The sequence below is a fragment of the Neptuniibacter sp. QD48_11 genome (assembly GCF_047778095.1).
Taxonomy (GTDB): domain Bacteria; phylum Pseudomonadota; class Gammaproteobacteria; order Pseudomonadales; family Balneatricaceae; genus Neptuniibacter.
This window is the reverse complement of sequence record NZ_CP180551.1, coordinates 1,337,277-1,361,779: the sequence shown is the minus strand read 5'-3', so window position 1 is coordinate 1,361,779 and position 24,503 is coordinate 1,337,277. Positions and strand designations below refer to the sequence as shown.

Genomic DNA, 24,503 nt, shown 5'->3' with positions numbered 1-24,503 from the left:
ATAATGTTGATCTATAGCAGCTTACTCAGCGCAGAAGAAACAGCACCGAGTATGAGTTTTTTAGAATTTCTAGGCCAAGAAGAAAATGAAATCTGGATTAAACCCGCTCTTGAATTGAGCGACGACTCAACCAATGAACTAGAGCAAATTGAAGATAGATCTACGGAGGAGGATTCTAATGAAACTAATTAAATCACTTTTCCTAATCACATGGTGCCTATCATCCACTTACCTCAGCGCTGCAGTAACCCAATGGGATAGTTTAACGGATGAACAACAGAAATTTTTAGCTCCCCTCTCTGAAAAATGGAGTCAATTACCAGAAGAGCGTCAGCAAAAATTACTTAAAGGCGCAGAACGGTTCAAGAACATGACGCCGCAACAGCGAGAGCGAGCTCAAAAACGCTTTAAGCGTTGGCAATCCATGTCGCCAGAACAAAAAGAACAACTAAAGAAACAGTACAAACGTTGGAATAAACTAAGCCCTGAACAGAAGAAGAAGCTAAAGGGTAAATACAAAGAATTTAGGCAGATGCCCAAAGAAAAACGACAAGCATTAAGGCAACGCTGGCAAGAACTCACACCCGAGCAGCGCAAAGCCTTTAGAGAGAAGTTAAAGTCAAACACAGACAAATAAAACTTAAATCGGCAGAAATTCTGCCGTTTTTTTTGTCAACCGTTTTCCACCTACCCCGTTGTAGTTAGTAACAAACACAAAAACGTTAGGGGACACTTATGAAAAACATTATCGCTCAAACTTTAATGATCACGACTTTAGCTTTTACCGGCCTAGCGCATGCAGAAGATAAAGGAGATCGTGTAGAAGCTCGTTTAGATGCTAAAGGCGACCGCATTGAAGATCGACTTGATAGAAAAGGTGATCGAATTAACGATAAGTTAGACCGCCGTTCTGAGCGCGCATCCGCACAAGGGAAAGACAAATTAGCTGCTAAGCTGGATCGCAAAGGTGACCGCATCGATGCACGGTTAGATAAGAAAGGTAGCCGTATTGATGCCAAATTGGATAAAAGAGGTGATCGCTACAATCAAAATCACTAACCTACCCCTTTCATTCATCTCAGCCGCGCCTAACGCGGCTGAAATATATGGATCACCCTTTCGCCTATTAGAGAACCCCTTATCAACCATGTATACTGTCTAAATAGCACTATATTTGTGCTCAAAGATAATTAAAAACAGAGTGAGATTCGGGGTTGTATGCATGTCTGACGAGCCATTTTTCCTAAAGGAAGAGAAAGAAAAACTAGGCCTACAACGGAGCAACGGTCAAACAGAAGCTACACTAGAACCTCTGCAGTTGGGTAAACGTGTCAAAGAGATCCGTTTAAGCCAAAATCTGACTCTGGAAGAAGCGAGTAAACTCACAGGTCTTGCCCGCTCAACACTTTCTAAAATCGAAAACGAGCAGATATCTCCAACCTTCAGTGCCGTCAACAAATTAGTTAAAGGCTTGGGTATCGATATTCCTCAACTGTTCTCCCAACCTAAGCGCGGTGCCGGCGCGGGTGGTCGTCGAGATATTACTCGTGGAGGCGAAGGTGTACCCCACCCGACTCCTACCTATGAGCACGAATTACTAGCAACTCAGCTGAGTACCAAAAAGATGATCCCTTATCGCACAACAGTTAGGGCTCGTGATTTCGATGAATATACTGATTGGGTTAGACATGATGGTGAAGAGTTCCTGTTTGTTTTGAGAGGCTCGCTTCTACTCTACACAGAATTTTACGAACCTCTCGAACTATTCCCTGGAGATTCAGCCTATTACGATTGCGAGATGGGCCATGCATTAGTCTCCACCAGTGAAGAAGACGCAGAAGTTGTTTGGGTAACAGCTTAAAGTTACTCCATCGGAATCTAAATTCAGTAAAACTGCAAAATTCATAAACTAAGTTATACTGAGAATAACCTTCCTGAACACCGTCACACCATGACGTTTGCTTGCAAACATTTAGATGTGACGGTTTTTTTTGATCTGAACTACCAACCAAATCCAGCTAAGGCAATTTTATTGCCCTCTTGCCAAATACCTCTCTTCTTTAACTCTTCTAGAGTATTTGACGCATTTTCGCTGCTAATGCCATCGAACACAGATAGTTTGGCTAGGATATTATCCGCTAACTGTTCCTGCTGTCCTGAGTTACACCATAACTCATAGGTATCCATTGCAATGACAGGCGTTAAAAGCTCTGAGATAAACTGAATCCAACGTTGCAATAATTCTGTATCCCCAGCAGAGATAAATGGTTTTAGTAATGTACAACGTTGCTCAAGACGCTCTAAGAGCTGTGCTCGCTCAGCTACTAAAACTGGATATTTGGCGTTTCCACTGTGACTGAGGATGCCATCGTTTTCCGCAGCGACTTCAAAATATTGCAGATCCTCACAAGCGAAAGGTAGAAGCCAAAAAAGAGGGATGTCATGGTTAGCAGCGCAAATCATCTCTGCTTCTGGGGCGTTTCCCTCTAATCCTGGGACACCACTCATTGAAAGTAGAATAATGCGTGTTCCTAGCATAATTTTGTCCTTACATCTGTTCTACAGAATAACCTTGCTGTTTGAGCTCTTTCAGAATGCCATCTGGGCCAATCAGGTGAGCAGCTCCTACCAATACAAATTCAATCTCAGGCGTTGTAAGCATCGATTTAATCTGAGGCAACCAACGCTTATTTCTATCAACCAATAGGGATTGATACACCTTCGGATAATCGCTCTTCATCTGCTCTACGACAATCTTTTCAAGGCCTTCCGTATCTCCAGATTTCCAATAGAGAACCATCTCTCGCATCATACTCTCGGTCTCTTTCATATCCTCAAGCGTCTGCTTCAGATAACGCTCCTCGTTTCCCTCACCCAGCTCTGCTATAAAACCAATATGGTCTTCGATCGATTCAAGACCAAGGGCCTCCTTACCATCCTTAATAGCTTTCTGATAGTAAACAGTATCAGCACCATCTTCAGAAATACCTAATCGCTGAAACTCGATTCCAAGCATCGTTAACATAACGCCTGCTGGCTTCATACCGATAAATATGTGTGGAATAAGACCACGATCACGCAGAAACTGCTGGAGCTCCTGATAAAGCTCTGGGGAGATCATCTGCGTTAATAAGCGGCCATCACTATATGAAAAATGGACCATCAGTCTCACCTGAAAATTTGGATCGAGAATCTCTGACATTTCGGTCTCTAAAACAACTATATCTGAGGCGTTATAGGCCTGATCAAACGCTTTTGGAAACGGTAGGTCGGAAGGTGCTAAGACATGAATGGTCCCTGCAAGGTAGATCTCTTCCCCTGTTTTTGTCACTTTCCAAAGGGAGGTTTGGGCTAAAACAGAAAAACTAAAGAGAAACACTAAGAAACCTAAAATAAATCTTTTCATTTTATACTCCCCACTATTCTACTTAGGAATTAACTCACTGCTAATTACATACACTTTAGCTTCAAATCAAAGTTTACTCAGCTTTAAAAGGATATGATCTATACGAAAGCTTGAATAATAAATAATAAATGACAATAAAAGGGACAATATATGTCGGAGCTAACTTCTTCAGATCTAACGATTTTACTTGTAGAGCCCTCAGCCACTCAAAGAAAGATTATACGTAAAGAGCTAAACAAAGAATTAGTTGAGCGTATAGATGAAGCTGACAGCGTAGCGACTGCTATTAAACAAATAAAATCGGTTCGCCCAGATTTAATTATTAGCGCCCTTTATTTCTCCGACGGCTCAGCAGAGGAACTGCTTCAATTTATTCGTAACGACCCTTCTCTTACTGACCTGCCATTTATGCTGGTATCAAGTGAAAATAGACATAGTGAGTTAGACAAGTTTAAACAAGCGGGCATCGTAGCTATTCTGCCAAAGCCTTTTAATCACGATCATTTAGCAACCGCAATAAATTCAACTCTGGATATATTGTCCCACCATGAGCTGGATCTTGAGTATTATGACGCTGCCTCATTGAGGGTATTAGTAGTAGATGATAGCCGTATGGCTCGTAAAGTTATTACCAACGTTTTAAAAAATTTAGGTATTGAAAATATCACTCAAGCCACTGATGGCTCTGAAGCAATCCCCTTACTTCCCAATGGTTTTGATCTCATTGTTACCGATTACAACATGCCAGAAATTAATGGTTTGCAACTTGCCGAATATGTAAGAGGCTCTGGGGATTACTCTCATATTCCTATTTTGATGGTAACCAGTGAAGCAAGCCATGCCCATCTGAGTAATGTCGCCAAATCAGGCGTAAATGCTATGGCGGATAAGCCTTTTGAACCCGCAACTCTAAAAAAATTACTTTCCCAAATTTTAGATGATTAGTTCTATTTAGATGGTGCTGTAGAACAAAAATATCGCTGTTTAAAATACGCACAATTACAATGACTAAAATTTCACCAAAGATAACGGTATAAACTAGATATTAAAGGCCTGAGAACTTGTTATGGGCTGGCTGAGGTGTATAATGCCCGCTTTCCCACCAGAGCAGCCTATACTGTATCTTAAAATAGTATGCAGCCCTGCCCTAATTCCGAATAGGTAAGTCAAAGAATGAATTCAGAAGATCAGCTGTCCTTTGCTGAGCTTGGCCTTGCGGCTCCCGTATTGAAGGTCCTGGACGAGATCGGATACGAAACGCCATCTCCAATTCAGGCACAAAGTATTCCTCATCTACTAGAGGGTAAAGACCTTCTGGGTATTGCACAAACGGGTACCGGTAAAACTGCCGCATTTTCCCTGCCATTGCTATCTAGGCTTGATCTAAAAAGCCGTCATACGCAATTGCTTATTCTTGCACCTACTCGTGAATTAGCTATTCAGGTTGCTGAAGCGTGCCAAACTTATGCTCGTAACCTTCCTGACTTCCACGTTTTACCAATTTACGGCGGTCAAGCTTACGACAGCCAACTTCGCCAACTAAAACGTGGTGCGCAAGTTGTTGTTGGTACGCCTGGTCGTGTAATGGATCACATGCGCCGTGGCTCTCTTAAACTAGATAACCTTCAGGCTCTAGTACTGGATGAAGCCGATGAAATGCTTCGTATGGGCTTTATCGACGATGTTGAGTGGGTTCTAGAACATACGCCAGATGATCGTCAGATTGCGCTTTTCTCTGCGACTATGCCTTCGCAGATCAAGAAAGTCGCTGAGAATCACCTGAACTCCCCTGCTGAAGTTCGTATCAAAGCGAAAACAGCAACGGCTACCACGATCACGCAAAAATACCTGCGCGTATCTGGCAATCAAAAGTTAGATGCATTAACACGTATCCTAGAGATGCAAACGTTTGATGCCATGCTGATTTTCGTACGCACAAAATCTGCAACGGTTGAGCTAGCAGAAAAACTATCTGCACGTGGTTACGCTTGTGAAGCACTGAATGGTGATATTTCACAAAACCTGCGTGAACGTACAATCGACAAGCTTAAACGCGGTCAAATCGACATCCTAATCGCAACTGACGTTGTAGCACGCGGTTTGGACGTTGAACGTATCAGCCACGTTCTTAACTACGATATCCCTTACGATACTGAATCCTATATTCACCGTATTGGTCGTACTGGCCGTGCCGGTCGTGAAGGTGAAGCGATTTTGTTCGTATCGCCTCGAGAACAACGCATGCTTAAGTCTATTGAGCGCGCGACTCGTCAGAAGATCGAGACTATGCAACTGCCGTCTACTGATGACATCAATGAAAAGCGTGTACAGCGCTTTGTTGATCGCATCACACAGACGATCGATAGCCAAGATTTAGATTTTTTCAAAAACCTACTGACCGAATATCAGCAGGAACACGATGCAGATCCGCTTATTATCGCATCCGCGCTGGCTCACCTTCTACAAGGCGAAACTCCGCTGCTGATGAAAGAGCAAGAGCGTCCACCTCGTCGTGAACGTGGCGATCGTGATAGAGATGACCGTGGCAAGCGTCCACCACGTGCTATGTCCACTAAAGCAAAACAACTGAAGGATCATCCTGACGTTGAGATGCAGCGCTATTTGATCAGTGTTGGTCATGACCATGGTGTTGCACCAAAGAACATTGTGGGCGCAATTGCTAATGAAGCAGATCTAGATGCCAACTTTATTGGTGCTATCGAGATCTACGACGATTGCTCAACAGTTGATCTACCAACAGGTATGCCAAAATCTGTTGTACAACAATTACGAAAAGCAGTTGTATGTGGTCAGCGTCTTAATCTAAAAGAAGCTACAGGTGGCGGCGAACAGCGTGGCAGTGGTGGCAGAGGCCGCGGTTCTGATCGCGGTGGCAAAGGTAACAGCAATAGCCGTAACCGTCCGCCGCGTAGAAACAGAAAAGATAGCAAGAAAAAAGAGAGCTAAGCTCTAGTTTTTACCACTAAACATTCTTCCCCCTTCATGAACTGTTTAGTGCTTTCTCAAGGATGGGATTAAAAAAGGCAAGCGTAAGCTTGCCTTTTTACCTTCTAGATCACTGCTAAATCAATTACTCAGCAGTCACCATAATTGCTTCTACTTCGATATCTGCATCTTTCGGTAACTGTTTAACCGCAAACGCAGCACGAGCTGGGTATGGCTCAGAGAAATAACGCGCCATCACCTCATTAACCATCCCAAAGTGACTCATATCGGATAACAAAATAGTTACCTTAACCAAATCAGAAAGAGAACCACCGGCTGCTTCAGCGACAGCCTGCAAGTTTTTGAAAACCTGCTCTGCTTGTGCTTCAAACGACTCAGTAACCATCTCCATAGTGGCTGGAATAAGAGGAATCTGACCAGACATATAGACAGTGTTTCCAACGCGAACCGCTTGAGAGTAGGTACCAATTGCAGAAGGTGCATTTTCAGTACTGATGATACTTTTATTCATAGTTTTCCCTGTATAAAAGATAATTTGCATTAAATAGACGTAATTGAGCCATTACAAATATGCTTACTGGGGAGTTTACACTCCTATTAAAAATCTAACCAGCTAGGGTTAGATTGCGTATAATCCCCTCTTTTTAACGGATCCGATTTGAACTATGCAACGTGCTGACCTTCTACTTGTTGAACTGGGATTTGCCCGTTCGCGCACCCACGCGCAACAATTAATCAAATCAAGCAAAGTTCAAGCTGAGATCAAAGGCAATTGGCAGCCTCTTACAAAACCTGGTCTAAAGTTAGATCCTGATACACCATTTGAAGTTGAAGAAGATGAAGGTGATCGTTACGTCTCTCGCGGTGCTTTAAAACTTTTAAAGGCTCTAGATACGCTACAACTAGAACTGAGTGGCAAAACAGCTATCGATGTTGGCCAATCTACCGGTGGCTTTACTGATTGCTTGCTACAAGCAGGTATTGATGCTGTCGTAGGCATAGAAGTAGGTCACGATCAACTCGCTGAAAAGCTTCGTGGGGATCCTAAAGTCACTTGCTATGAAGGCATCAATGGCAGAGATTTACCACATGAAATGCTGCTAGAGCATACAAACGGAAAAGGTTTTGATCTGGCTGTTATGGACGTTTCCTTTATCTCTCAACGTAAAATTCTACCTTCTTTAATTCCGCTTATCGCTGAAAGCGGATATTTGATTAGCCTTGTAAAACCACAGTTTGAGGTAGGAAAAGAAGGCATCGGTCGAGGAGGTATTGTGCGAGATAGCTCACTCTACCCTCAAGTTAAAGCCAGAGTAGCAGAATGCTGTTCTGATCTGGGCATGAAAATTCTCGATTACTTTGAAAGCCCAATTAAAGGCGGCGATGGTAACCGAGAATTTTTGATTATTGCGCAAAAAATCTAGTCTTTAGTAGAGTAGCTATATACCACTTCTACAGCAGTGCCAGCGTTTTCGTAACGTATGCTGTCACATAGATCAGAAACCAAAGCGATACCTCTCCCGCTAAACTGGCCAGCACAGGAGCTTTTTTTACTATGTAGCCAATGGTCATAGTCAAAACCTTCTCCGCTGTCTTCTACTCTAACTAAAAGGCGGCCACCATGGGCAAATCGCGTATGTTGCAGGTATAGCGCAACTGCACCACTTGAAAGGGCTTCAAGTCTTTTTTCTCGCTCACTAAAGTACTCAGCAAACCCTTCAGGAGAAGATTTCAGGCTGGACTCTAGCTTCAACACCCCATGATCAAGGGCATTAACATAGAGCTCAGTTAATATGCTGAATACACTGTGCCACTGATCACCACCACCCTCTGATTCCTGTAGACGACTTAGTGCCTGCGCTACAGGGTTAATACGGGCTAAACTGGCTCCTTGTAGCTCTAAATTCCAGTTCCAGATATCGAGAATAGAGGACTCATTAACATCCAATTCAAAACCACACGGCGTGATCGGTTTGATATCTTCGGCTGTAACACTGCCTGGAATATCGATCAGAGAAATATCGTCTTTCTGAATATTGCCATCAACAAAGTCACCGAGATCGGACAGGATAATATCGACTAAATGGGTTTCAGGACTATTTTTCTGGGCAGCGATAGATTGATATAGCCGATCTTCACCAAACTGCTCAGCTTCATGATTTTCTGCCTCAATTACACCATCACTGAGTAGCAGAATATGGTCGTCCGGCTCAACCTTGGTATGTTCAAAATTAAGGTCTTTGACTGAAGGGATGATACCTAGAGGAGGGTGACTAGATACAATACGTTGCACCACAGCCCCGTTAGAGATCACCAAAATATCAGGTAAACCGCCATTCCATATTTTTGCTGTACCATCTGGGCTCAAAGTGACTATAGCCGTGGCAAGGAACATTCCAGTAGGTAATAATTTTTGTAGTTTACGGTTTATCTGAGCGATGATCTCTTCTGCATCATAACCTTTCGCAGTCATTGCTCTGAAGGTTTCAGATAAAGGCAAAGCACCAATCGTTGAAGTCAAGCCATGACCGGTGAAATCACCTAAAAGAACATTTAATTCGCCGTTTGGGCGGAAGGCACTTAGTTGGACATCGCCGCTGAATGTTTCAGCAGGTTGTTTATGAATCCGTATCTGATCTATAGCTACGTTAGCAGATTCAACAGCCCCACTTAATAACTGCTCAGCTACCTCTTCTTCGCGAGCTCGTAGATGATTTAAACGATTAACCTGACGATAGAGTTGCGCGATACGCCTTAGTGCAACAATTTTCCCTTCGAGCAACTCAAAAGGAAAAGGTCGCTGGATATAATCATCACCACCGGCATCAATAGCCTGTCGTATAACATCCTGCCCTTCAGCCCCGGTCACAAAAATTATTGGAATGAAACTGTCTTCAGCAGACTGTTTAATTTTTCTGGTAGCTTGAATTCCATCCATGCCTGGCATGTTAATATCCATGAGAATCAGGCTTGGATTTAATGCCTGGTATTTTTCAACCGCCTCTTCGCCCGTTTCAGCAAAGACCGCCTCCAATCCCATCTCTAGAATCATCTGACCTAATATCTGACGATTCAGGCGCATATCATCAACAATTAATACTTGATTATCGCCACTTCCAGCCTGACTTACTTCAGCTTCAACCATAAACCCTTAACTCTCGATAGTTACAAACTGATCGAAATTCGCAATTGTTAAAATTTTATGTACCGATTCATTAGGCTTCGAGATAATTACTTTTCCACCTTTCTTCTCCGCATGCTCTTTTAGCAAAAGAATCATGCCTAAAGCCGAACTATCCATATAGGTAGCCTTGGATAGATCCACTTTAAAAATAGTACCAGGGACATCAACATTTCGGTAAGCATCTCGAAAAGACTGATGTAAGGAGTAATCAAACTGCTGAGACACAATAATATTAATCGTTTTATTATCACCAGCATTTTGTACAGAAATTGCCATAAGTTATCCCATCTTCCTAAGACTTTGTGGTTTGTAGAACGCTACTAGAACAGCTCCACTTCCCCTTCATCCATATCATTCTGCGCAACAGTTCGCGACTGATTGCGATGTAAAGACTCCTCTCTTAACTCTTTACAACGTGCCATACACTTTTCTGCAGCGGCACTATTAACTTGATGATCTGGCGTAATTACATTTGAAATTAATGCTGATACCTCATTCAAGGAATCGACATTGTGCTCCACTGATGAAAGCGCTTGAGAAGAGATATCTTCAAACTGTAACGAACGTACAGCCTGATCAACACTGCTACTGAGTTGAGTACCAATATGTGAAATTTCAGTAACCTTCTCATTTAAGAAATGATTCATGTTAGCCATATGCTCAAGCATTTGACCCATCTTATCTTTAGTTCCGATCGTGTCACTCATATCAGTAGAGGCCATTCCACCTACGGTGCTACGTAGGACTTCTATAGTTTCTTTGGCAGACCCGATCTCTTCACGAATTTCATTATTCAAAGTAGCAGAATTAATCGACAGAGTTCGAACTTCATCCGCAACTACAGCAAAACCTCGGCCGGCTTCGCCAGCTCGAGCTGCTTCAATACTTGCATTCAGAGCCAATAAGTTTGTCTGACTAGCGAGCCCCTCAACATTTTCGATCAAACCAAAAATGCCATCCAATTTTTCGACCATATCATCTATATGATGGACGGTTTCTAAACTGTTTTTACTTACATCAACCATTACATTCACAAACTGATCCAAAGTGTGACCTGTTTCAGAGATGAAACTTTGAATACTGAATGTTTCTTGGTTTAGATTTTGCTCGCCACCTTGAGAATCACCTTCATGCGTTTGATCAATAATTTCAGCTGTTAATGCTGCCTGACGACTTGCCAAATCATGCATTGTATGAAAACTATCGCTCATCAAATGAACCGATTCTTTAATCAACCCATCTACACGCGACACCTCTTGATTTACAATCATCGCGTCGTGAACAAGCGTCTGAGAAACTTCGTTCACAGCCTCTTGCAGTACTGGGTCAACACCAACCGAGGAACTAACCACTCTACTTGTTCTCGTTTCCGAGTTATTTTGTGAATTTGCAGCCTTATCTTTAATTACAAATTGAGCAAGAAGGGCAGGTATTAGCACCACCAGACAGATTAGGTTCACGATACTTTCCAGCCCTAGAACCTCTGCAGTCGCTAACACTAAACTTGCCACCAAAGCGGCAACCAACATTATTTTCTTTAACGTCATTTAGCTAACCTCAATCACTCAAAATTACGAAAGGTGCTGGACCAATCGCTGCGCAATATCATTTAATGGTACAACTTCTTTTGCGGCTCCAAGCCTTACAGCAGCCCCTGGCATTCCCCATACAAGACTTGTTGCCTCGTCTTGCACAATAGAGTGAGCACCTTTATCCACTAGGCTTTTCATAGCCATTGCACCATCTTCACCCATACCCGTTAGCATGACAGTCGTCACGTTACGCTGATCTAAAGATGCAATAGAGTCAAACATAACTTCTACCGAAGGCTTATGGCGATTTACTGGAGCGCTATCATCTAAAACACAAACAAATTCATGACCGTTCTGCTTTATTCTGAGATGAAAATCCCCCGGTGCGATATAGACATGCCCCGGTTGAAGAACATCGCCCGCTTTCGCTTCAGCTACATTTAGATCACAGTTCTTATTTAGACGATTTGCAAACCTATCACTAAAACTCGCAGGTATATGCTGCGTAACAATGATCGGTGGCATATTGGTTGGCAATGAAGCCAAAATATGATGCAAAGCCTCTGTTCCACCTGTTGACGAACCAATAGCGACTAGCTGATTTCTTGCACGCGCCATAGGAGCTTTAGTAACAACTTTTGCGATTTGCTCTCGATTAATGCGATTAAACTTTAGTTTGGCAGAAGTTGAAGCTGCAGCCTTCACTTTCGCGACTAAATCAGACTGAAATAATTCTAAATGATCGTCTGACTGAGTGTTTGAAGGCTTAGCTATATAATCTATCGCACCAATTTCTAATGACTGTAGAGTGGCATCAGCGCCTTCATGCGTCAGAGTCGACAGCATAACTACAGGCATCGGGTTTAATTTCATTAAATTCTTTAAGAAAGTGATGCCATCCATTTTTGGCATTTCAATATCTAGCGTTAGCACATCTGGCTTCAACTGCTTGATCTTGTCTCTAGCATCGTAAGGGTCAACTGCAGTGCCTACGACCTCAATACTAGGATCTAAAGATAACAATTCGCTAATCACTCCGCGGACCAAGGCAGAATCATCAACTATCAATACCCGAGTTTTTTCCATATCAGGGTAATTTCCTTTAAAAGAGTTCAACATCGGAATCATCCAAATGCTGATCAACATCAATTTGGTAAGAACGCTCTTCAGCAATTACAAGCTGGTCATCACGGTGATCTAGTTTGTTAACTAACATACGTCCAGTGGTTGGGAAAAATGCCACTCGACGAGCTTGATCTCCACCTAAATCTGAGGCTATCAGTTTTAAACCTTCGTCATCTATATACTTAAGAATAAAATCTATATTTTGCTGACCGATATTGGCGATGCCAGACATCATATTCCCACCGCCAGTTAACTTGACTTGTAAGTTTTCTCTCAGGCAGCCATGCTTCATTAGCTCATTAACCAACTGCTCCATAGCAAACAAACCATATCGAGAGGATCGCTGCATATCATCATTGGGGCCGCCAGTAGGCAACATAAAATGATTTAAACCACCATAGCCCGTCACAGGATCAAAGATACAAGCCGAAATACAGGAGCCCAACAAAGTCGTGATAACCAACTCATCATTTGCAATATAAAACTCACCCGGCTTTACCTTTACGGCATAAAGCTCCCAGCGCGGCTCCCAGAAAGATTTAAAATGCTGAAAACCGGATACATATTTAGGTAGTTTCTGTTCTACAGGCATCCAGTTCACCCTACCTTTCTGTAGATAGTTTTACCCACTAACTCAAAATTACTAGCATGGCGTGCCAATGCTTCAGAATGCCCTACAAATAGATAACCATTAGGTTTGAGTAAAGAATGCATTCGATCCAATAAGCGTGCTTGCGTATTTTGATCGAAATAGATCATTACATTTCGACAAAAAATAAAATCTAAAGGCCCTTCGATTGGCCAATCCTGCATCAAATTCAGATAATTAAACCTGAGCAAATTTTGCAGTTCAGGTTTAACTTTAACAAAACCTTTTTGTGAGCCCTTTCCTTTCAAGAACCAACGTTTCAGTTGTGAATCAGGCAGATTTTTTATTCGGTCTTCCGTGTAGATACCCGATTTTGCACTACTCAACACTTTGGAATCTATATCAGTCGCCAATAAGCGGATATCCCAACTCGAAGGGTCTATCCCCGCCTCTAACAAAGTGATTGCCAAGCTGTAGGGCTCTTCTCCTAGAGAACAACCAGCGGACCAACCTCTAACCCGAGAAGCATTACTCGCTTTTATTTCTGGAATAATCGTATTTGTTATAAATTCAAAATGGTGCTTTTCACGGAAAAAAGCAGTTAGATTTGTGGTAAGCGCATTAATAAATTGACTAAATTCGACAGGGTTATTGTCTAAAAAAGAGAAATAATCATCAAAGTTAGCAAGTTTTAACTCTCTCAGGCGTCGTACCAAACGGTTATAGGCCATATCTTGCTTGTGATCAGCTAGTACAATTCCAGCATAATCGTAAAGCTCATCCCTTACCTTCACAAAATGTTGTCTTGTAAAGGTAAACTCTCGGGATCTGGTAGAATCTGATGCCATTAACGCTCCCTGAAATTTAAAAGAGTGTTAAACAGCCTATCAATTCAGATAGGCTGTTTTTTACTACTTAAAACTCTTCCCACTCATCACCACTAGCACCGGCACTTATAATTGGCTGCTTTGGTACAGTGCGTTTAACTTCAGGCTTGCGCTCAGTTTGAACGTTCTGGCTTGCTAACTCTCTTAGACGGCTCACACCTTCAGTTTTTGTCGGTGCTTGCACTGAGCTAGACATACCCTCTGCTTCTACTACTTCAAATTGGTTTACTAGAGTTTGAAGTTGACCAGCTTGCTCTTCCATAGACGCAGAAGCAGCCGCAACCTCCTCTACCAGTGCCGCATTTTGCTGAGTACCTTCATCCATTTGCGTTACAGCAATGTTCACTTGCTCAATACCAATCGCCTGTTCACGGCTAGCTGCAGCAATTTCACTGATGATTGTCGATACGTTTTTGATAGCGTCCATGATTTCAGCTAACGCTTTGCCGGACTCATCAACGAACAATCCACCCTCTTCAACTTTTTCAACGCTATCGCTGATCAGCTCTTTGATCTCTTTCGCCGCACTTGCGCTTCGTTGAGCAAGACTACGAACTTCGGATGCAACTACTGCGAAACCTCGACCTTGTTCGCCAGCTCGCGCGGCTTCTACAGCTGCGTTCAAAGCAAGCAAGTTAGTCTGGAAAGCAATTTCATCAATCACGCCGATAATTTCTGCAATTTTGGTCGAGCTAGCACGAATATCACCCATTGAGGTCACAACCTTATTGGAGATCTCGCCACCCTTCTCAGCCAATTTCTGAGCATCACTTGCCTGATTTCGTGCTTCATCAGCGTTGTCAGCATTTTGCTTAACCGTACTGGTCATCTGCTCCATGCTTGCTGCAGTTTCTTGTAAACTTGCAGCTTGAGATTCTGTACGGGAACTTAGTGTTGTGTTACCACTTGAGATTTCAGAAGCACCCGTTGTGATACTTGCACCCGCTGTTCTGATCTCACCAACCATTGTATTTAAGTTGTGCAAGGAACTATTAAGCGCATTGTTCAACTCTGCAAATTCACCTTGGAAATTACCGGACATCTGCTGGGTCAAATCACCATCAGACATAGCATTTAACACACGTTTAACTTCGCGAAGAGGCTCTACTACAGCATCCAGCATTTGGTTAACACCAGAAGCAATATTCGCCATAAAACCACTATAAAGTTCTACATCTAGTCGCTCGTTCAATTCGCCTTGTGAAGCTTTTTGAATCAGATTAGCAACTTGGTCTTCCGCAACAAGCTGATCAGTAATATCCATCCACTCAACAACTGTACCCAGTCGTTGGCTGTTCTCATCAATTACTGGGTTGGCAATCAAACTAAAGCTACGTGTACCAACTTTAATTTTACCATTATATGTGGTTTTAAGACCTTCCAGCATGCGGCGCTGATGTTCAGGATTTTTATGGAAAATATCGAAATTAGATCCCAAAATTGTTTCAGCATCAAAATCGGGTAATTGTTCACGAATATCTGCTTCAGCATTACGCATCATTCCTAAGACTGCATCATTACAATAAATAATATTGCCGTCGTTATCCGCCAACATAACATTAGAAGACACGTTATCTAGAGCTACTTTAATGCGAGAAGCACGATTCGCTGCTTCTTTGGCATCATTCACTTCGTAACCGAGCTTTGTCGCTAGAATTTTGACATTTCGTTTTAGCTCACCCGTTTCGCCAGGTTCATCCAAAGGAATTGGCGCTAGATAGTCTCCTTCAGTGATATCAAGCATGTGTCGCTTAGCTTCTTGCAGAGGTTTTATAACATCTGTTTTAAGGCTCTTACTTGCGCCAAAGAACAAGTACAAAAAGGCGAGAACAGGACCAAGCATAAGTGCTTCACCTGGAAGACCTGCAAGATAAATGGCTGCATTAATTAATAGAGCACCAACCACTGCCACCACTGCATGATGAGTTACCTGACCACCCAAATTTTGGCTTGGAACTGCTCCAGGTGAAGGCAAGGTCGCCTCATTCCGTTTCAGTTTCGCATATAGAGCTGTAGCCTGTTCAATTTCATCCTGACTTGGGCGAGTTCGTACAGACATGTACTCAACAATCTCACCATTGCGGAAAATAGGGGTAACATTAGCCTTAACCCAATAGTAATCACCATTTTTACAACGGTTTTTTACTAATTTTGACCATGGACGTCCCAACTTAAGGGTATCCCATAGATCTTTAAAGGCCGCAGGGGGCATATCGGGGTGACGAACCACATTGTGGTTTTTCCCCACTAACTCATCCCGACTAAACCCACTGATCTCTATAAAGTCCGGATTGGTATAAGTAATTATCCCTTTCAGGTTTGTTTTTGTAACAAGTTCCTGACCATCTCTGAGCTTAACTTCGCGATCCGTAACCGGCTCATTGATTTTCATTTCTTATCCTCCGCCCCTTACACTTCAGCTCTTGTTGATGAGTCTGCAGCTAACTCATCGGAATTCATTAATTCATCTATGTCCATCAGGACAATCATTTTGTCATCCTGCGCCACAAGGCCAGTAATAAATTCAGCATTTATCACTCCACCTATCTGTGGTGCTGGTTGTATCTGATTTGTTGACAGCGTATATGTTTCAGCAACCGCATCAACAATGATCCCCATCACACGTTGACTAGTGCCACTATCTACATTGATCACAATAACAACTGTTGTAGGCCCATATTCGACAGGATTAAGACCAAATCGCAAACGCAGATCAATCACAGGAATAATCGCCCCACGTAAGTTCAGCACACCTTTTAGGTAGTCAGGCATATCTGGCACATGAGTAACCGGCGTCCAGCCTCTAAGTTCCTGCACCCTAAGAATATCCACCCCGTACTCTTCATCATCAAGAAGAAAACTTAGATATTGGTGCCCATCGGCTGTTTGATCTAAAAGCTCAGATTGCTCCTGCCATTCAGTATCTGTCATGCCACAGCTCCCTGATCAGCATGTTCACTACGTGATATTTCATTTCGTTTTTGAGCAGCTTTTGCCGATTCAAAATCCAAACCGCGTTTCATCAGACCGGCAATATCAAGGATTAGCGCCACACTGCCATCGCCCAAGATCGTTGCTCCTGCAAACCCTTCAATACGCTTGAAGTTAACTTCCAAGCTTTTAATTACAACCTGCTGCTGTCCAAATAGTTCATCTACAACTAAACCGATTTTTTGCCCACCATTTTCAACAATGGCGATTAAACATGTATCAGTTTGATCTTCGTCGACAGGAAGCTTAAATAGAGTACGTAAGTTGATAAGCGGGATATATTCTTCGCGGAAATGAAGCAGTTTGTTTTCACCCGCAATCGGGCTCATTGCAGATTTATCAGCAAGGATTGTTTCTACAATAGAAATCAGCGGAACAATATAAGTTTCGTTATGCACACGAACAAGCTGACCGTCTAGTATGGCTAAAGTCAGAGGCAGACTGACACTAAAGGTTGAACCGTGACCGGGTTCAGAAGTCACGCTGACATGCCCGCCTAACGATTCAATATTACGTCTTACTACATCCATGCCAACGCCACGGCCCGATAGATCGCTCACCGCATCAGCTGTCGAAAAACCAGGTTTAAAGATAAGCTCATTAATTTCACTATCACTAAGCTGCTGATCAGCGGTTATAAGCCCGTTATCTAATGCTTTCTGGTAGATTTTTTCGGTGTTTAACCCACGACCATCATCGGTAATATCGATAATGATAAAGCCACCCTGATGATATGCATTAAGCTCCACCCTGCCGACTTCAGACTTACCTGCAGCCACACGCTCATCAGGCGCTTCTAAACCATGATCAAGAGAATTTCGAATCAAGTGAACCATTGGATCACCGATCTTCTCCATTACGGTCTTATCGATTTCCGTTTGTTCACCTGTAATAACGAGCTCTACTTTCTTACCTAACTTGCCACTGACATCATGAACCAAACGAGGGAAGCGGTTGAAAACAAAACTAATAGGCAACATACGAACACGCATTACATCTTCTTGGAGATCGCGCGTGTTTCTCTCTAATTGCTCAAGACCAGACTGCAGGCGCTCGACTTCAGAACCGCCGGTTATTTCAGCGAGCTCTTCTCCCACCTGTCCAAGCATGGCTTGAGTGATTACCAATTCACCAACACGGTTAATTAGTGCGTCGATTTTATCTGTATCTACCCTAATAGAGCTGCTCTCAGCTGCCTTAGGTTTCCGAGCTGTGCTAGCTTGATTTGCAGGTACAGAAGCACTTGATTTTTGTGTCTCAAGTTTGGGTGCAGACTCTGCTATAGGGGCAGAAGATTGAATTGCAGGGGGTTCTACGTTTGATGGCGTTCCACTTTCTACAGAACTTTCCTCAACTTCATTAGAAGACTGTTGCACTTTAGGTTCTAAATCTAGAGTACATTCATCCTCAACCCACTCAAACACCTCTTCTATTTCTTCTTTACTGCAATCAGATATCAGATCTAATTGCCAAGAAAGTAACAGCTGCTCTGGATTAAGCTTATCAAAATCGACTAGTCGCTCTAGATTAACTTGAATATCAAGTTGACCTAATTCTTCTAACGCTTCAAACATGAAACTAGGTTCATTGCCTGTTTCAAGCATTGAAGGCTTAGGGCTAAACAAGATTGACCATCCTGCTTCACTGCTTACAGCATCCTCTTTAACAGTGAGAGGATCAGAGCAAGCTTTCCCCTGATTTACTTCGAGATCACATTCGTCTTCTACCCATTCGAAGATTTCCCGAACCTCATCTTCTGAACAATCATCAGAAACGAGCTGTAAATCCCAAGAGAGAAAAAGTTCTTCTGAATTTATAGATGAAAAATCAGGCAAATTTGCAAAACTTGGAGTTGCCGTTAACTCACCTAACTCAGCCAAGGCTTCAAACATAAAAGCAGGCTCGTGGCCTGCCTGGAGTAGATCACGATGAGGGGTAAACTTTATATTCCAGCAAGACATCTCAGCATCAGCCTCACCAGAATCACTTACTGGAGCCTCGGACAGCGCTTGATCTTGAGAAGGCTCTTGCCCCAAAGCTTGCTCTAAACGCTGTTTTACTTGCTGGATCTTCGCAGCATCAACTTCAGGGCCATCTTGAGCCGCTTCAAGAAGCATTTTGATACAATCGACAGACTCAAGTAAGAGATTAACAAGCTCGGGGGTTATGGACTGTTTGCCACTACGTAACTCATCTAATAATGTTTCAACTACATGGGTAAAATCTGCTACTTCGTTGAAACCGAACGTGCCCGCACCGCCTTTTATTGAGTGCGCAGCACGAAAAATAGTATTGATCGTTTCTTCATCGGCTGAATCAAGATTTAGAAGGCTGGACTCCATAACCTCTAAACCTTCATAGCTCTCTTCAAGGAAAGTAGCTATAAACTGTGATAGATCAATACTCATAATGCTATCTACCGTACTACACGCTTAATTGTGCTAAGAAGTTTCTCAGGATTAAATGGTTTAACGAGCCACCCCGTTGCACCAGCCGCTTTACCCCTCTGTTTCATTTCAGGGGAACTTTCGGTAGTTAAAACTAAAATTGGCGTAAACTTAAACGCGGGTAATTTACGCAACTCGGCACACAATGTAATGCCGTCCATAATCGGCATATTTACATCTGTAAGAACCAAATCGAAACGTCCTGTTTGAGCCTTACCTAAAGCTTCCTGCCCATTAGCCGCTTCTACTACTTGGTAACCTTCCTGTTTAAGGGTAAAGGTCACCATATTTCTTAGGGAAGCCGAATCATCAACAACTAAGATGCTAGCCATTTATACTAATCTCCACATAAATCCTGAGCAGGTTAATCATTTTTAAGGGATAGAGTTTTTTCTAGACCTAACTGACATGCAGTCTTCACTAGAGAATCAGAAGGGTTTTTCCACTCTACAGACTTTTGCAAGTTTTGCGCTTTCAAGCAAAAAGCCGTTAACAGCTGCAGTGCGGCAGTATCTACTCGACTGAGCTGAGCACCATCTAAGACAACAGAATCAACCGAGTTTAGGTAATTACCTAACTTTTGCTGCCATTCAGTCACATTTGCAATAGATAGCTCTTCAGGCATTGCCAATACACTGTTAGCGTCCATCATGGATGTTCCTTATTTCTATAAGAATTACATCAATATACCGCTTCAATACACTTTAAATTACAAGGGGTATAAAAATCATCTATAAAATTCGCCTAACTGGCACAATATGTCAAAGGATATTTATCAAAAAACTCTGATATTTCAGCATATTGCTCAAAACTCTCGACTAGTGATTACATATCAGTCAGTTTTGAAAAAGGTAGACTAGCTTTTCAATCATTTAGCTTAATAGCAGACAACTGCGCCTTGCGACGATCAGTATTCTTTAAAATCCTTGAACGCTCATCTTCCGACACTTTACTCCAACGAAGGATTTCGTCTAAAGATCGATAACACCCAACGCAAATATCATGCTCATTCAGGCAACAATTTCTTACGCAAGGGGATTCAATTTGATTTGGATTGGATTTAGAAAGCATAACTTCATTCCTTTGGCCAAACCGGCAATAACAATAATGTTGGATCATTACAGTTTGATGTACCGATATCGAGCTCCTTAAGCAATTATAGGGGGCTCTCCCCTAATAAGAGCATAGCAAAGTTTACCAATTCCGCTTTTTATAATGGCTTAGTAAAAGGCTTTCAGATTTTATGGAACCAATTGCTTAACTACCTCTCTAAATTTTCATTACCAGTATTTACAGGTTCTGTCGAAATGAAAAAAATAATTGCCATCTCAGCCATTTCAATACTTGGCGTGGGTATTGCGACCTTGTCCACAGGAAATGAGCAAGCCTCCCTATCAACTGCACCAGCAATAACACAATCAAATCAGCTTGCTATAGCTACTTTCGCCGGCGGCTGTTTCTGGTGCACAGAATCAGACTTTGAAAAGCTCGATGGTGTTGTTCAGGTCATTTCAGGCTATAGCGGAGGCGAAAAAGCAAATCCAAATTACAAAGAAGTTTCTGCAGGTTTAACCAAACACACTGAAGCGATTCAGGTGTACTACAACCCTGAAATAATCTCTTACGCTGGCCTACTCGAACATCTATGGCGAGTTATGAACCCAACCGATGGAGATGGTCAATTTGTTGATAGAGGGAAGCAGTACCGTCCGGCGGTTTACTATCATAATGCAGCTCAAAAACATGCTATCGATCAGTCTGTTGATGCACTTGTTAAGTCTGGCGTTTACGGTAAACCTTTAGAGACTGAAATTGCACCGTTTAAGAACTTCTTCCCTGCTGAGGATTATCACCAAGATTATTATGCGAAAAACCCACTTCGCTATAGCTACTACCGTAATGGCTCTGGTCGTGATCAATTTTTATCAAAGGTTTGGGGTGAAAATGCTAAACATGATCTATCCCAATACAAAGGCCAAAGTTCAGATGCTGACTATCGCATCCAACAGTTTGTAAAACCTTCTGAGCACTATTTAAAGTCTAATCTTAGTCCGCTTCAGTACAAAGTAACTCAAGAAGATGGCACAGAAAGACCATTTGATAACGAGTACTGGGATGAAAAGCGTGAAGGCATCTATGTAGATATCGTCAGTGGTGAACCACTCTTCTCATCGACGGATAAATACAAGTCCGGTACCGGCTGGCCGAGTTTTACTCAGCCTATCAAAGGAGTAGAAATCGTAGAGAAAGAGGACAACTCCTTCTTTATGAAACGAGTTGAAGTAAGAAGTTCACGAGCAGATTCTCATTTGGGTCATGTTTTTAACGATGGTCCAGCTCCAACAGGCTTACGTTATTGCATAAACTCAGCGTCTCTTCGCTTTGTACCTAAAGAGGAGCTAACAGCCCAAGGCTATGGGCAATTTGCGCAGCTTTTTAAATAAAACTGTCCATCTACACAAATAAAAAAGGCAGCGAGATTCGCTGCCTTTTTCTTATCCTTGATTTACTTTATCGAGCATTCCACGCGATACACTCTTCTAAAGTGACACCCTTACCGCCAAAGATATCTAGAGCGCTGCCGATTGTAAGATCGACATTGCCTTGAGATAGCTGATCCACCAGCTTTAGATCTTCTAGAGAACGCGCCCCACCGGCATAAGTAACTGGAATCGAACACGCTTTTCCTAAGAGCTTAACTAGCTCTTGATCTATACCACCCTGTAAGCCCTCAACGTCCGCAGCATGGATTAAAAATTCAGCGCAATGTTCACCTAATTCAGACAAAGTTTTCTCATCAACTGCCAGACTCGTCACCGTTTGCCAACGGTCGGTCGCTATATTCCAACCCGTTTCCGTACGACGGCAGCTAAGGTCCAAAATAAGCTTATCAGCACCAGTTTCAGCTTTAATCTTCTCTAAACGTTCCCAGCTGAATTGACCTTGATCGAATAGATACGAAGTAACAATAACGTGGGATGCACCGGCTTCTAGAAACTCAGTAGCGTTTTCATTATTTACACCACCACCAAACTGGAGACCACCTTTCCAAGTTGAGAGCGCTAATAAAGCCTGCTCTTTGTTACCAGGCCCTAATGCGATGACGTGACCGCCCGTCAGATTATGCTGCTGATAAAGTTCCGCATAATAAGCCGCATCATAAGGGCTTACATAATTGGTATCAGCACCACTATCTTGCAAGCTACCTCCAACAATTTGCTTAACCTGCCCTTGGTGCAGATCGATACATGGACGAAACTGTGTCACGCTATCTCCTGATCATCGAAGCTGAAAGGCGCTATTTTATAGAGCGAATCGCTTTAGGTATATGCCAATCATTTGATTCTTATACATAACGGCGCTTAGCGTCGGTTACTTTGACCAAATAGCGCTGTGTTTCTAATGGCATGCGGCTCTGCAATCTCTGCCACACGCTAGAGGAAGATGATCGATTAATCGCACTAATTGCTTGCCGACGATCACTAGAGAAACTTCGAAGCACATTACCCACACCACCGTTGTACGCAGCAATTATGCAAAATTCCTTGCTCTGCGGATCCCTTACTTCAACTAAATAACGTGTTTGTAAAATATGCAGATAAGCACACCCCATACGGATATTATTCTCGACATTGAATAGATAATTCCTAGAAGGAGTACCGGCGCGACCATAAATCTCTTGGTGAGCATCTCGTCCAGCTGTTGTTGGAACAATCTGCATTAATCCATAAGCTGGAGCATGACTGACCGCAAAAGGGTTAAAGTGACTTTCAGTCTCGATGATCGCATACACTAAGGAGGGATTGATATTGTATTGTCGAGAATACTTGTCCACTAAAGTGGCGTATCGATAGCGCCTTTTTAAGCGGTGCTTTTCGACCAAAGGAAGCTCAACAAAATACTCCGTTTTTGTAACACCATTAGCGGTCTTTACTTGACGTTTCTGTAACGAATTCGCTAGAAGGTATTTTGCATATCGCTCAGCGCGCCACCCCCATCTTACTGGTTGGCCTTCATGATCTAGGATCTGCTGATACAGAAAAGGCTCTCCCCCCAAAGTAACTGGGGCATCCGAATAAAGATCGACTTGGGTTGGATCTTCTGGCGATAACAGCAAAGTTACTATCGCACTTTGCAGCTTGCTCTGATCTAAAGTTTCGACGCGAATTTGTCCTTTTTCGAAGTCTACGATTCCTCGACTCAGGTACTTATCGGTATATTTAACATAGGTCGTTGGCGTGGGCTGAAGGGCTTCATCCTCTCCCCATACACTGCTGATCAGTTGAGAGAACTTTTTAATATCATTAACCAAACCTTTAGGGTTGGTCACCCAACCGGTCGCTTTACTTTTAGCGTGAGAGGTAAGTGCACCTTCAACACTTTGGCCTCTTGCTACACTGGTTGCGATTCGAAATGCATCATGAGTTGTACAACCAGCTAAACCTAGCGGAAGTAAGCCCAGTAAAAAGCGTCTGCGTGTGAGCATAGAACCTCTAATCAGGGGAAATAAGGCAGTATAATCTAATAAATAATTCTGCCTAACTTAGGTCTGGGACAGTAACCTAATCAGATCAACATACGCAATGATCAGACCGTTAAACACTTATTTAATTTGGGTATATCTTCTCTCTGGACGCCCAACACTGCCGTAGCTAACTTCAGCCATAAGCTCATTTGCACTCACTAAGAACTCGAGATAGCGCCTTGCCGTAGTACGACTCGCGCCGATCTCCTCCCCAACCTCTTCAGCATTGAGTGGGGTATTTACTGCACAAAAAACATTTCGGACTTTATCTAAAGTAATACCATCAATGCCTTTTGGTAGGCGAGCCACTCCTGTAACAGTTGAAAGGCTTGAGCTTTGTCCAATAGACCGAGGTAGCACTGTATCCACATCACTTTGAGCCAATAACTCCATAGCTTGAAGTTTCTTAAGGTGTAGTTGATAGTTTTCGAGGGTTTCCTGCAGCCGATCAAAAACCAGTGGCTTTAAAATATAATCAAACACGCCACCACGCAGTGCCTCGCGCAGGGTTTCCACCTCTTTGGCGGCGGTAATTAAAATAACATCCGTCCCGTGATTACCTGAACGCAGCTTTCTTAATAAATCCAAACCGGTTCCTGTCGGAAACTGGATATCAAGCAACAAAAGCTCTGGCTGTAAGACCTCAACAAGATCCTCTGCTTCTTCTAGCCCGTGAGCAATCCCAACTAACTCAAATCCAGAGATGCGCTCTAAAAACCGCTTTTGTATCTCAGCTATTTGCTGATCATCTTCTGCAATAACAACTCGAATATCACTCATCTTTTTATACTTGTTAATTGAGTTTTATTTCACTGAGTATCAAGCTTTAGCAATACTCATTTCTTTATAC

26 protein-coding genes are annotated in these 24,503 nt (G+C 42.7%); 8 read left to right on the top strand and 18 right to left on the bottom strand.

Annotated elements, in window-relative coordinates; all coding sequences use genetic code 11:
* Window positions 1-3 precede the first annotated feature (3 nt).
* From ACMXYU_RS06120 to ACMXYU_RS06105, 4 genes are all read left to right on the top strand, one after another.
* Window positions 4-192 (top strand): hypothetical protein, encoded by a 189-nt coding sequence (locus ACMXYU_RS06120; protein ID WP_415900714.1) that lies wholly within the window; start codon window positions 4-6, stop codon window positions 190-192.
* On the top strand, window positions 179-637 hold the full coding sequence (locus tag ACMXYU_RS06115; protein WP_415900713.1) for a DUF3106 domain-containing protein: 459 nt from the start codon (window positions 179-181) through the stop codon (window positions 635-637). The genes ACMXYU_RS06120 and ACMXYU_RS06115 overlap by 14 nt, the downstream gene beginning before the upstream one ends.
* Window positions 638-735: 98 nt before the next feature.
* Window positions 736-1,059 carry a hypothetical protein gene (locus ACMXYU_RS06110; protein ID WP_415900711.1) on the top strand — a complete coding sequence of 108 codons (324 nt, stop codon included), beginning with the start codon at window positions 736-738 and terminating at the stop codon, window positions 1,057-1,059.
* A gap of 163 nt (window positions 1,060-1,222) precedes the next feature.
* Window positions 1,223-1,861: a helix-turn-helix domain-containing protein gene (locus tag ACMXYU_RS06105; RefSeq protein WP_415893952.1), complete on the top strand. Its 639-nt coding sequence runs from the start codon at window positions 1,223-1,225 to the stop codon at window positions 1,859-1,861.
* A 140-nt stretch (window positions 1,862-2,001) separates the two neighbouring features.
* Here ACMXYU_RS06105 and ACMXYU_RS06100 read toward each other — a convergent pair whose 3' ends face one another.
* Both ACMXYU_RS06100 and ACMXYU_RS06095 read right to left on the bottom strand, forming a co-directional pair.
* Entirely contained in the window at window positions 2,002-2,538 is a 537-nt protein-coding gene (locus tag ACMXYU_RS06100) for a hypothetical protein (RefSeq protein WP_415900710.1), read from the bottom strand.
* Between the two features lie 10 nt (window positions 2,539-2,548).
* Window positions 2,549-3,406 carry a TraB/GumN family protein gene (locus tag ACMXYU_RS06095; RefSeq protein ID WP_415900709.1) on the bottom strand — a complete coding sequence of 286 codons (858 nt, stop codon included), beginning with the start codon at window positions 3,404-3,406 and terminating at the stop codon, window positions 2,549-2,551.
* 150 nt (window positions 3,407-3,556) lie between these two features.
* Between ACMXYU_RS06095 and ACMXYU_RS06090 the strand changes: the two genes are divergently transcribed.
* Window positions 3,557-4,351 (top strand): response regulator, encoded by a 795-nt coding sequence (locus ACMXYU_RS06090; RefSeq protein ID WP_415900708.1) that lies wholly within the window; start codon window positions 3,557-3,559, stop codon window positions 4,349-4,351.
* Window positions 4,352-4,579: 228 nt separating this feature from the next.
* Window positions 4,580-6,373: a DEAD/DEAH box helicase gene (locus tag ACMXYU_RS06085; protein ID WP_415900707.1), complete on the top strand. Its 1,794-nt coding sequence runs from the start codon at window positions 4,580-4,582 to the stop codon at window positions 6,371-6,373.
* 124 nt (window positions 6,374-6,497) lie between these two features.
* Here the strand turns inward: ACMXYU_RS06085 and ACMXYU_RS06080 are convergent, their stop codons facing one another.
* The gene (locus ACMXYU_RS06080) at window positions 6,498-6,884 is read right to left on the bottom strand and encodes a RidA family protein (RefSeq protein WP_415900706.1); all 387 of its coding nucleotides are present in this window, start codon (window positions 6,882-6,884) and stop codon (window positions 6,498-6,500) included.
* Window positions 6,885-7,038: 154 nt separating this feature from the next.
* On the opposite strand from ACMXYU_RS06080, the gene ACMXYU_RS06075 reads away from it, so the two are divergent.
* Complete coding sequence (locus tag ACMXYU_RS06075) at window positions 7,039-7,797, top strand: TlyA family RNA methyltransferase (RefSeq protein WP_415900705.1); 759 nt, start codon at window positions 7,039-7,041, stop codon at window positions 7,795-7,797.
* Here ACMXYU_RS06075 and ACMXYU_RS06070 read toward each other — a convergent pair.
* The 12 genes from ACMXYU_RS06070 to ACMXYU_RS06015 all read right to left on the bottom strand — a co-directional run bounded on the left by ACMXYU_RS06070 (window position 7,794) and on the right by ACMXYU_RS06015 (window position 20,199).
* Window positions 7,794-9,518 carry an ATP-binding SpoIIE family protein phosphatase gene (locus ACMXYU_RS06070; RefSeq protein WP_415900704.1) on the bottom strand — a complete coding sequence of 575 codons (1,725 nt, stop codon included), beginning with the start codon at window positions 9,516-9,518 and terminating at the stop codon, window positions 7,794-7,796. The two genes, ACMXYU_RS06075 and ACMXYU_RS06070, sit on opposite strands and share 4 nt — an antisense overlap.
* 6 nt (window positions 9,519-9,524) lie before the next feature.
* Entirely contained in the window at window positions 9,525-9,833 is a 309-nt protein-coding gene (locus ACMXYU_RS06065) for an STAS domain-containing protein (RefSeq protein ID WP_415900703.1), read from the bottom strand.
* A gap of 44 nt (window positions 9,834-9,877) precedes the next feature.
* Window positions 9,878-11,104: a methyl-accepting chemotaxis protein gene (locus ACMXYU_RS06060; protein ID WP_415900702.1), complete on the bottom strand. Its 1,227-nt coding sequence runs from the start codon at window positions 11,102-11,104 to the stop codon at window positions 9,878-9,880.
* Window positions 11,105-11,128: 24 nt separating this feature from the next.
* Window positions 11,129-12,208, bottom strand: coding sequence for a protein-glutamate methylesterase/protein-glutamine glutaminase (locus tag ACMXYU_RS06055; protein ID WP_415900701.1), 1,080 nt, complete (start codon window positions 12,206-12,208; stop codon window positions 11,129-11,131).
* Window positions 12,192-12,806, bottom strand: coding sequence for a chemotaxis protein CheD (locus ACMXYU_RS06050; RefSeq protein WP_415900700.1), 615 nt, complete (start codon window positions 12,804-12,806; stop codon window positions 12,192-12,194). Before ACMXYU_RS06050 ends, ACMXYU_RS06055 begins: the two co-directional genes overlap by 17 nt.
* 5 nt (window positions 12,807-12,811) lie before the next feature.
* Window positions 12,812-13,651 carry a CheR family methyltransferase gene (locus ACMXYU_RS06045; protein WP_415900699.1) on the bottom strand — a complete coding sequence of 280 codons (840 nt, stop codon included), beginning with the start codon at window positions 13,649-13,651 and terminating at the stop codon, window positions 12,812-12,814.
* Between the two features lie 67 nt (window positions 13,652-13,718).
* Complete coding sequence (locus ACMXYU_RS06040) at window positions 13,719-16,082, bottom strand: methyl-accepting chemotaxis protein (protein ID WP_415900698.1); 2,364 nt, start codon at window positions 16,080-16,082, stop codon at window positions 13,719-13,721.
* A gap of 17 nt (window positions 16,083-16,099) precedes the next feature.
* Window positions 16,100-16,621 (bottom strand): chemotaxis protein CheW, encoded by a 522-nt coding sequence (locus ACMXYU_RS06035; protein WP_415893937.1) that lies wholly within the window; start codon window positions 16,619-16,621, stop codon window positions 16,100-16,102.
* A complete protein-coding gene (locus ACMXYU_RS06030) occupies window positions 16,618-19,089 on the bottom strand; it encodes a chemotaxis protein CheW (protein WP_415900696.1) in 2,472 nt (823 codons plus the stop codon). Before ACMXYU_RS06030 ends, ACMXYU_RS06035 begins: the two co-directional genes overlap by 4 nt.
* 8 nt (window positions 19,090-19,097) lie before the next feature.
* Window positions 19,098-19,460: a response regulator gene (locus ACMXYU_RS06025; protein ID WP_415900695.1), complete on the bottom strand. Its 363-nt coding sequence runs from the start codon at window positions 19,458-19,460 to the stop codon at window positions 19,098-19,100.
* A gap of 32 nt (window positions 19,461-19,492) precedes the next feature.
* Window positions 19,493-19,780: an STAS domain-containing protein gene (locus ACMXYU_RS06020; RefSeq protein WP_415900694.1), complete on the bottom strand. Its 288-nt coding sequence runs from the start codon at window positions 19,778-19,780 to the stop codon at window positions 19,493-19,495.
* A gap of 212 nt (window positions 19,781-19,992) precedes the next feature.
* Window positions 19,993-20,199: a DUF1289 domain-containing protein gene (locus ACMXYU_RS06015; protein WP_415900693.1), complete on the bottom strand. Its 207-nt coding sequence runs from the start codon at window positions 20,197-20,199 to the stop codon at window positions 19,993-19,995.
* Between the two features lie 338 nt (window positions 20,200-20,537).
* Here ACMXYU_RS06015 and msrB point away from each other — a divergent pair, with 338 nt between their 5' ends.
* Entirely contained in the window at window positions 20,538-21,572 is a 1,035-nt protein-coding gene (gene msrB / locus ACMXYU_RS06010) for a peptide-methionine (R)-S-oxide reductase MsrB (RefSeq protein WP_415901102.1), read from the top strand.
* 67 nt (window positions 21,573-21,639) lie between these two features.
* Here the strand turns inward: msrB and hisA are convergent, their stop codons facing one another.
* The 3 genes from hisA to ACMXYU_RS05995 all read right to left on the bottom strand — a co-directional run bounded on the left by hisA (window position 21,640) and on the right by ACMXYU_RS05995 (window position 24,433).
* Window positions 21,640-22,395, bottom strand: a complete 756-nt coding sequence (gene hisA / locus ACMXYU_RS06005) for a phosphoribosylformimino-5-aminoimidazole carboxamide ribotide isomerase (protein ID WP_415900692.1) — start codon at window positions 22,393-22,395, stop codon at window positions 21,640-21,642.
* Between the two features lie 79 nt (window positions 22,396-22,474).
* Window positions 22,475-23,614, bottom strand: a complete 1,140-nt coding sequence (locus tag ACMXYU_RS06000) for a murein transglycosylase domain-containing protein (RefSeq protein WP_415900691.1) — start codon at window positions 23,612-23,614, stop codon at window positions 22,475-22,477.
* A 117-nt stretch (window positions 23,615-23,731) separates the two neighbouring features.
* The gene (locus tag ACMXYU_RS05995; protein ID WP_415900690.1) at window positions 23,732-24,433 is read right to left on the bottom strand and encodes a response regulator; all 702 of its coding nucleotides are present in this window, start codon (window positions 24,431-24,433) and stop codon (window positions 23,732-23,734) included.
* Window positions 24,434-24,503: the final 70 nt, after the last annotated feature.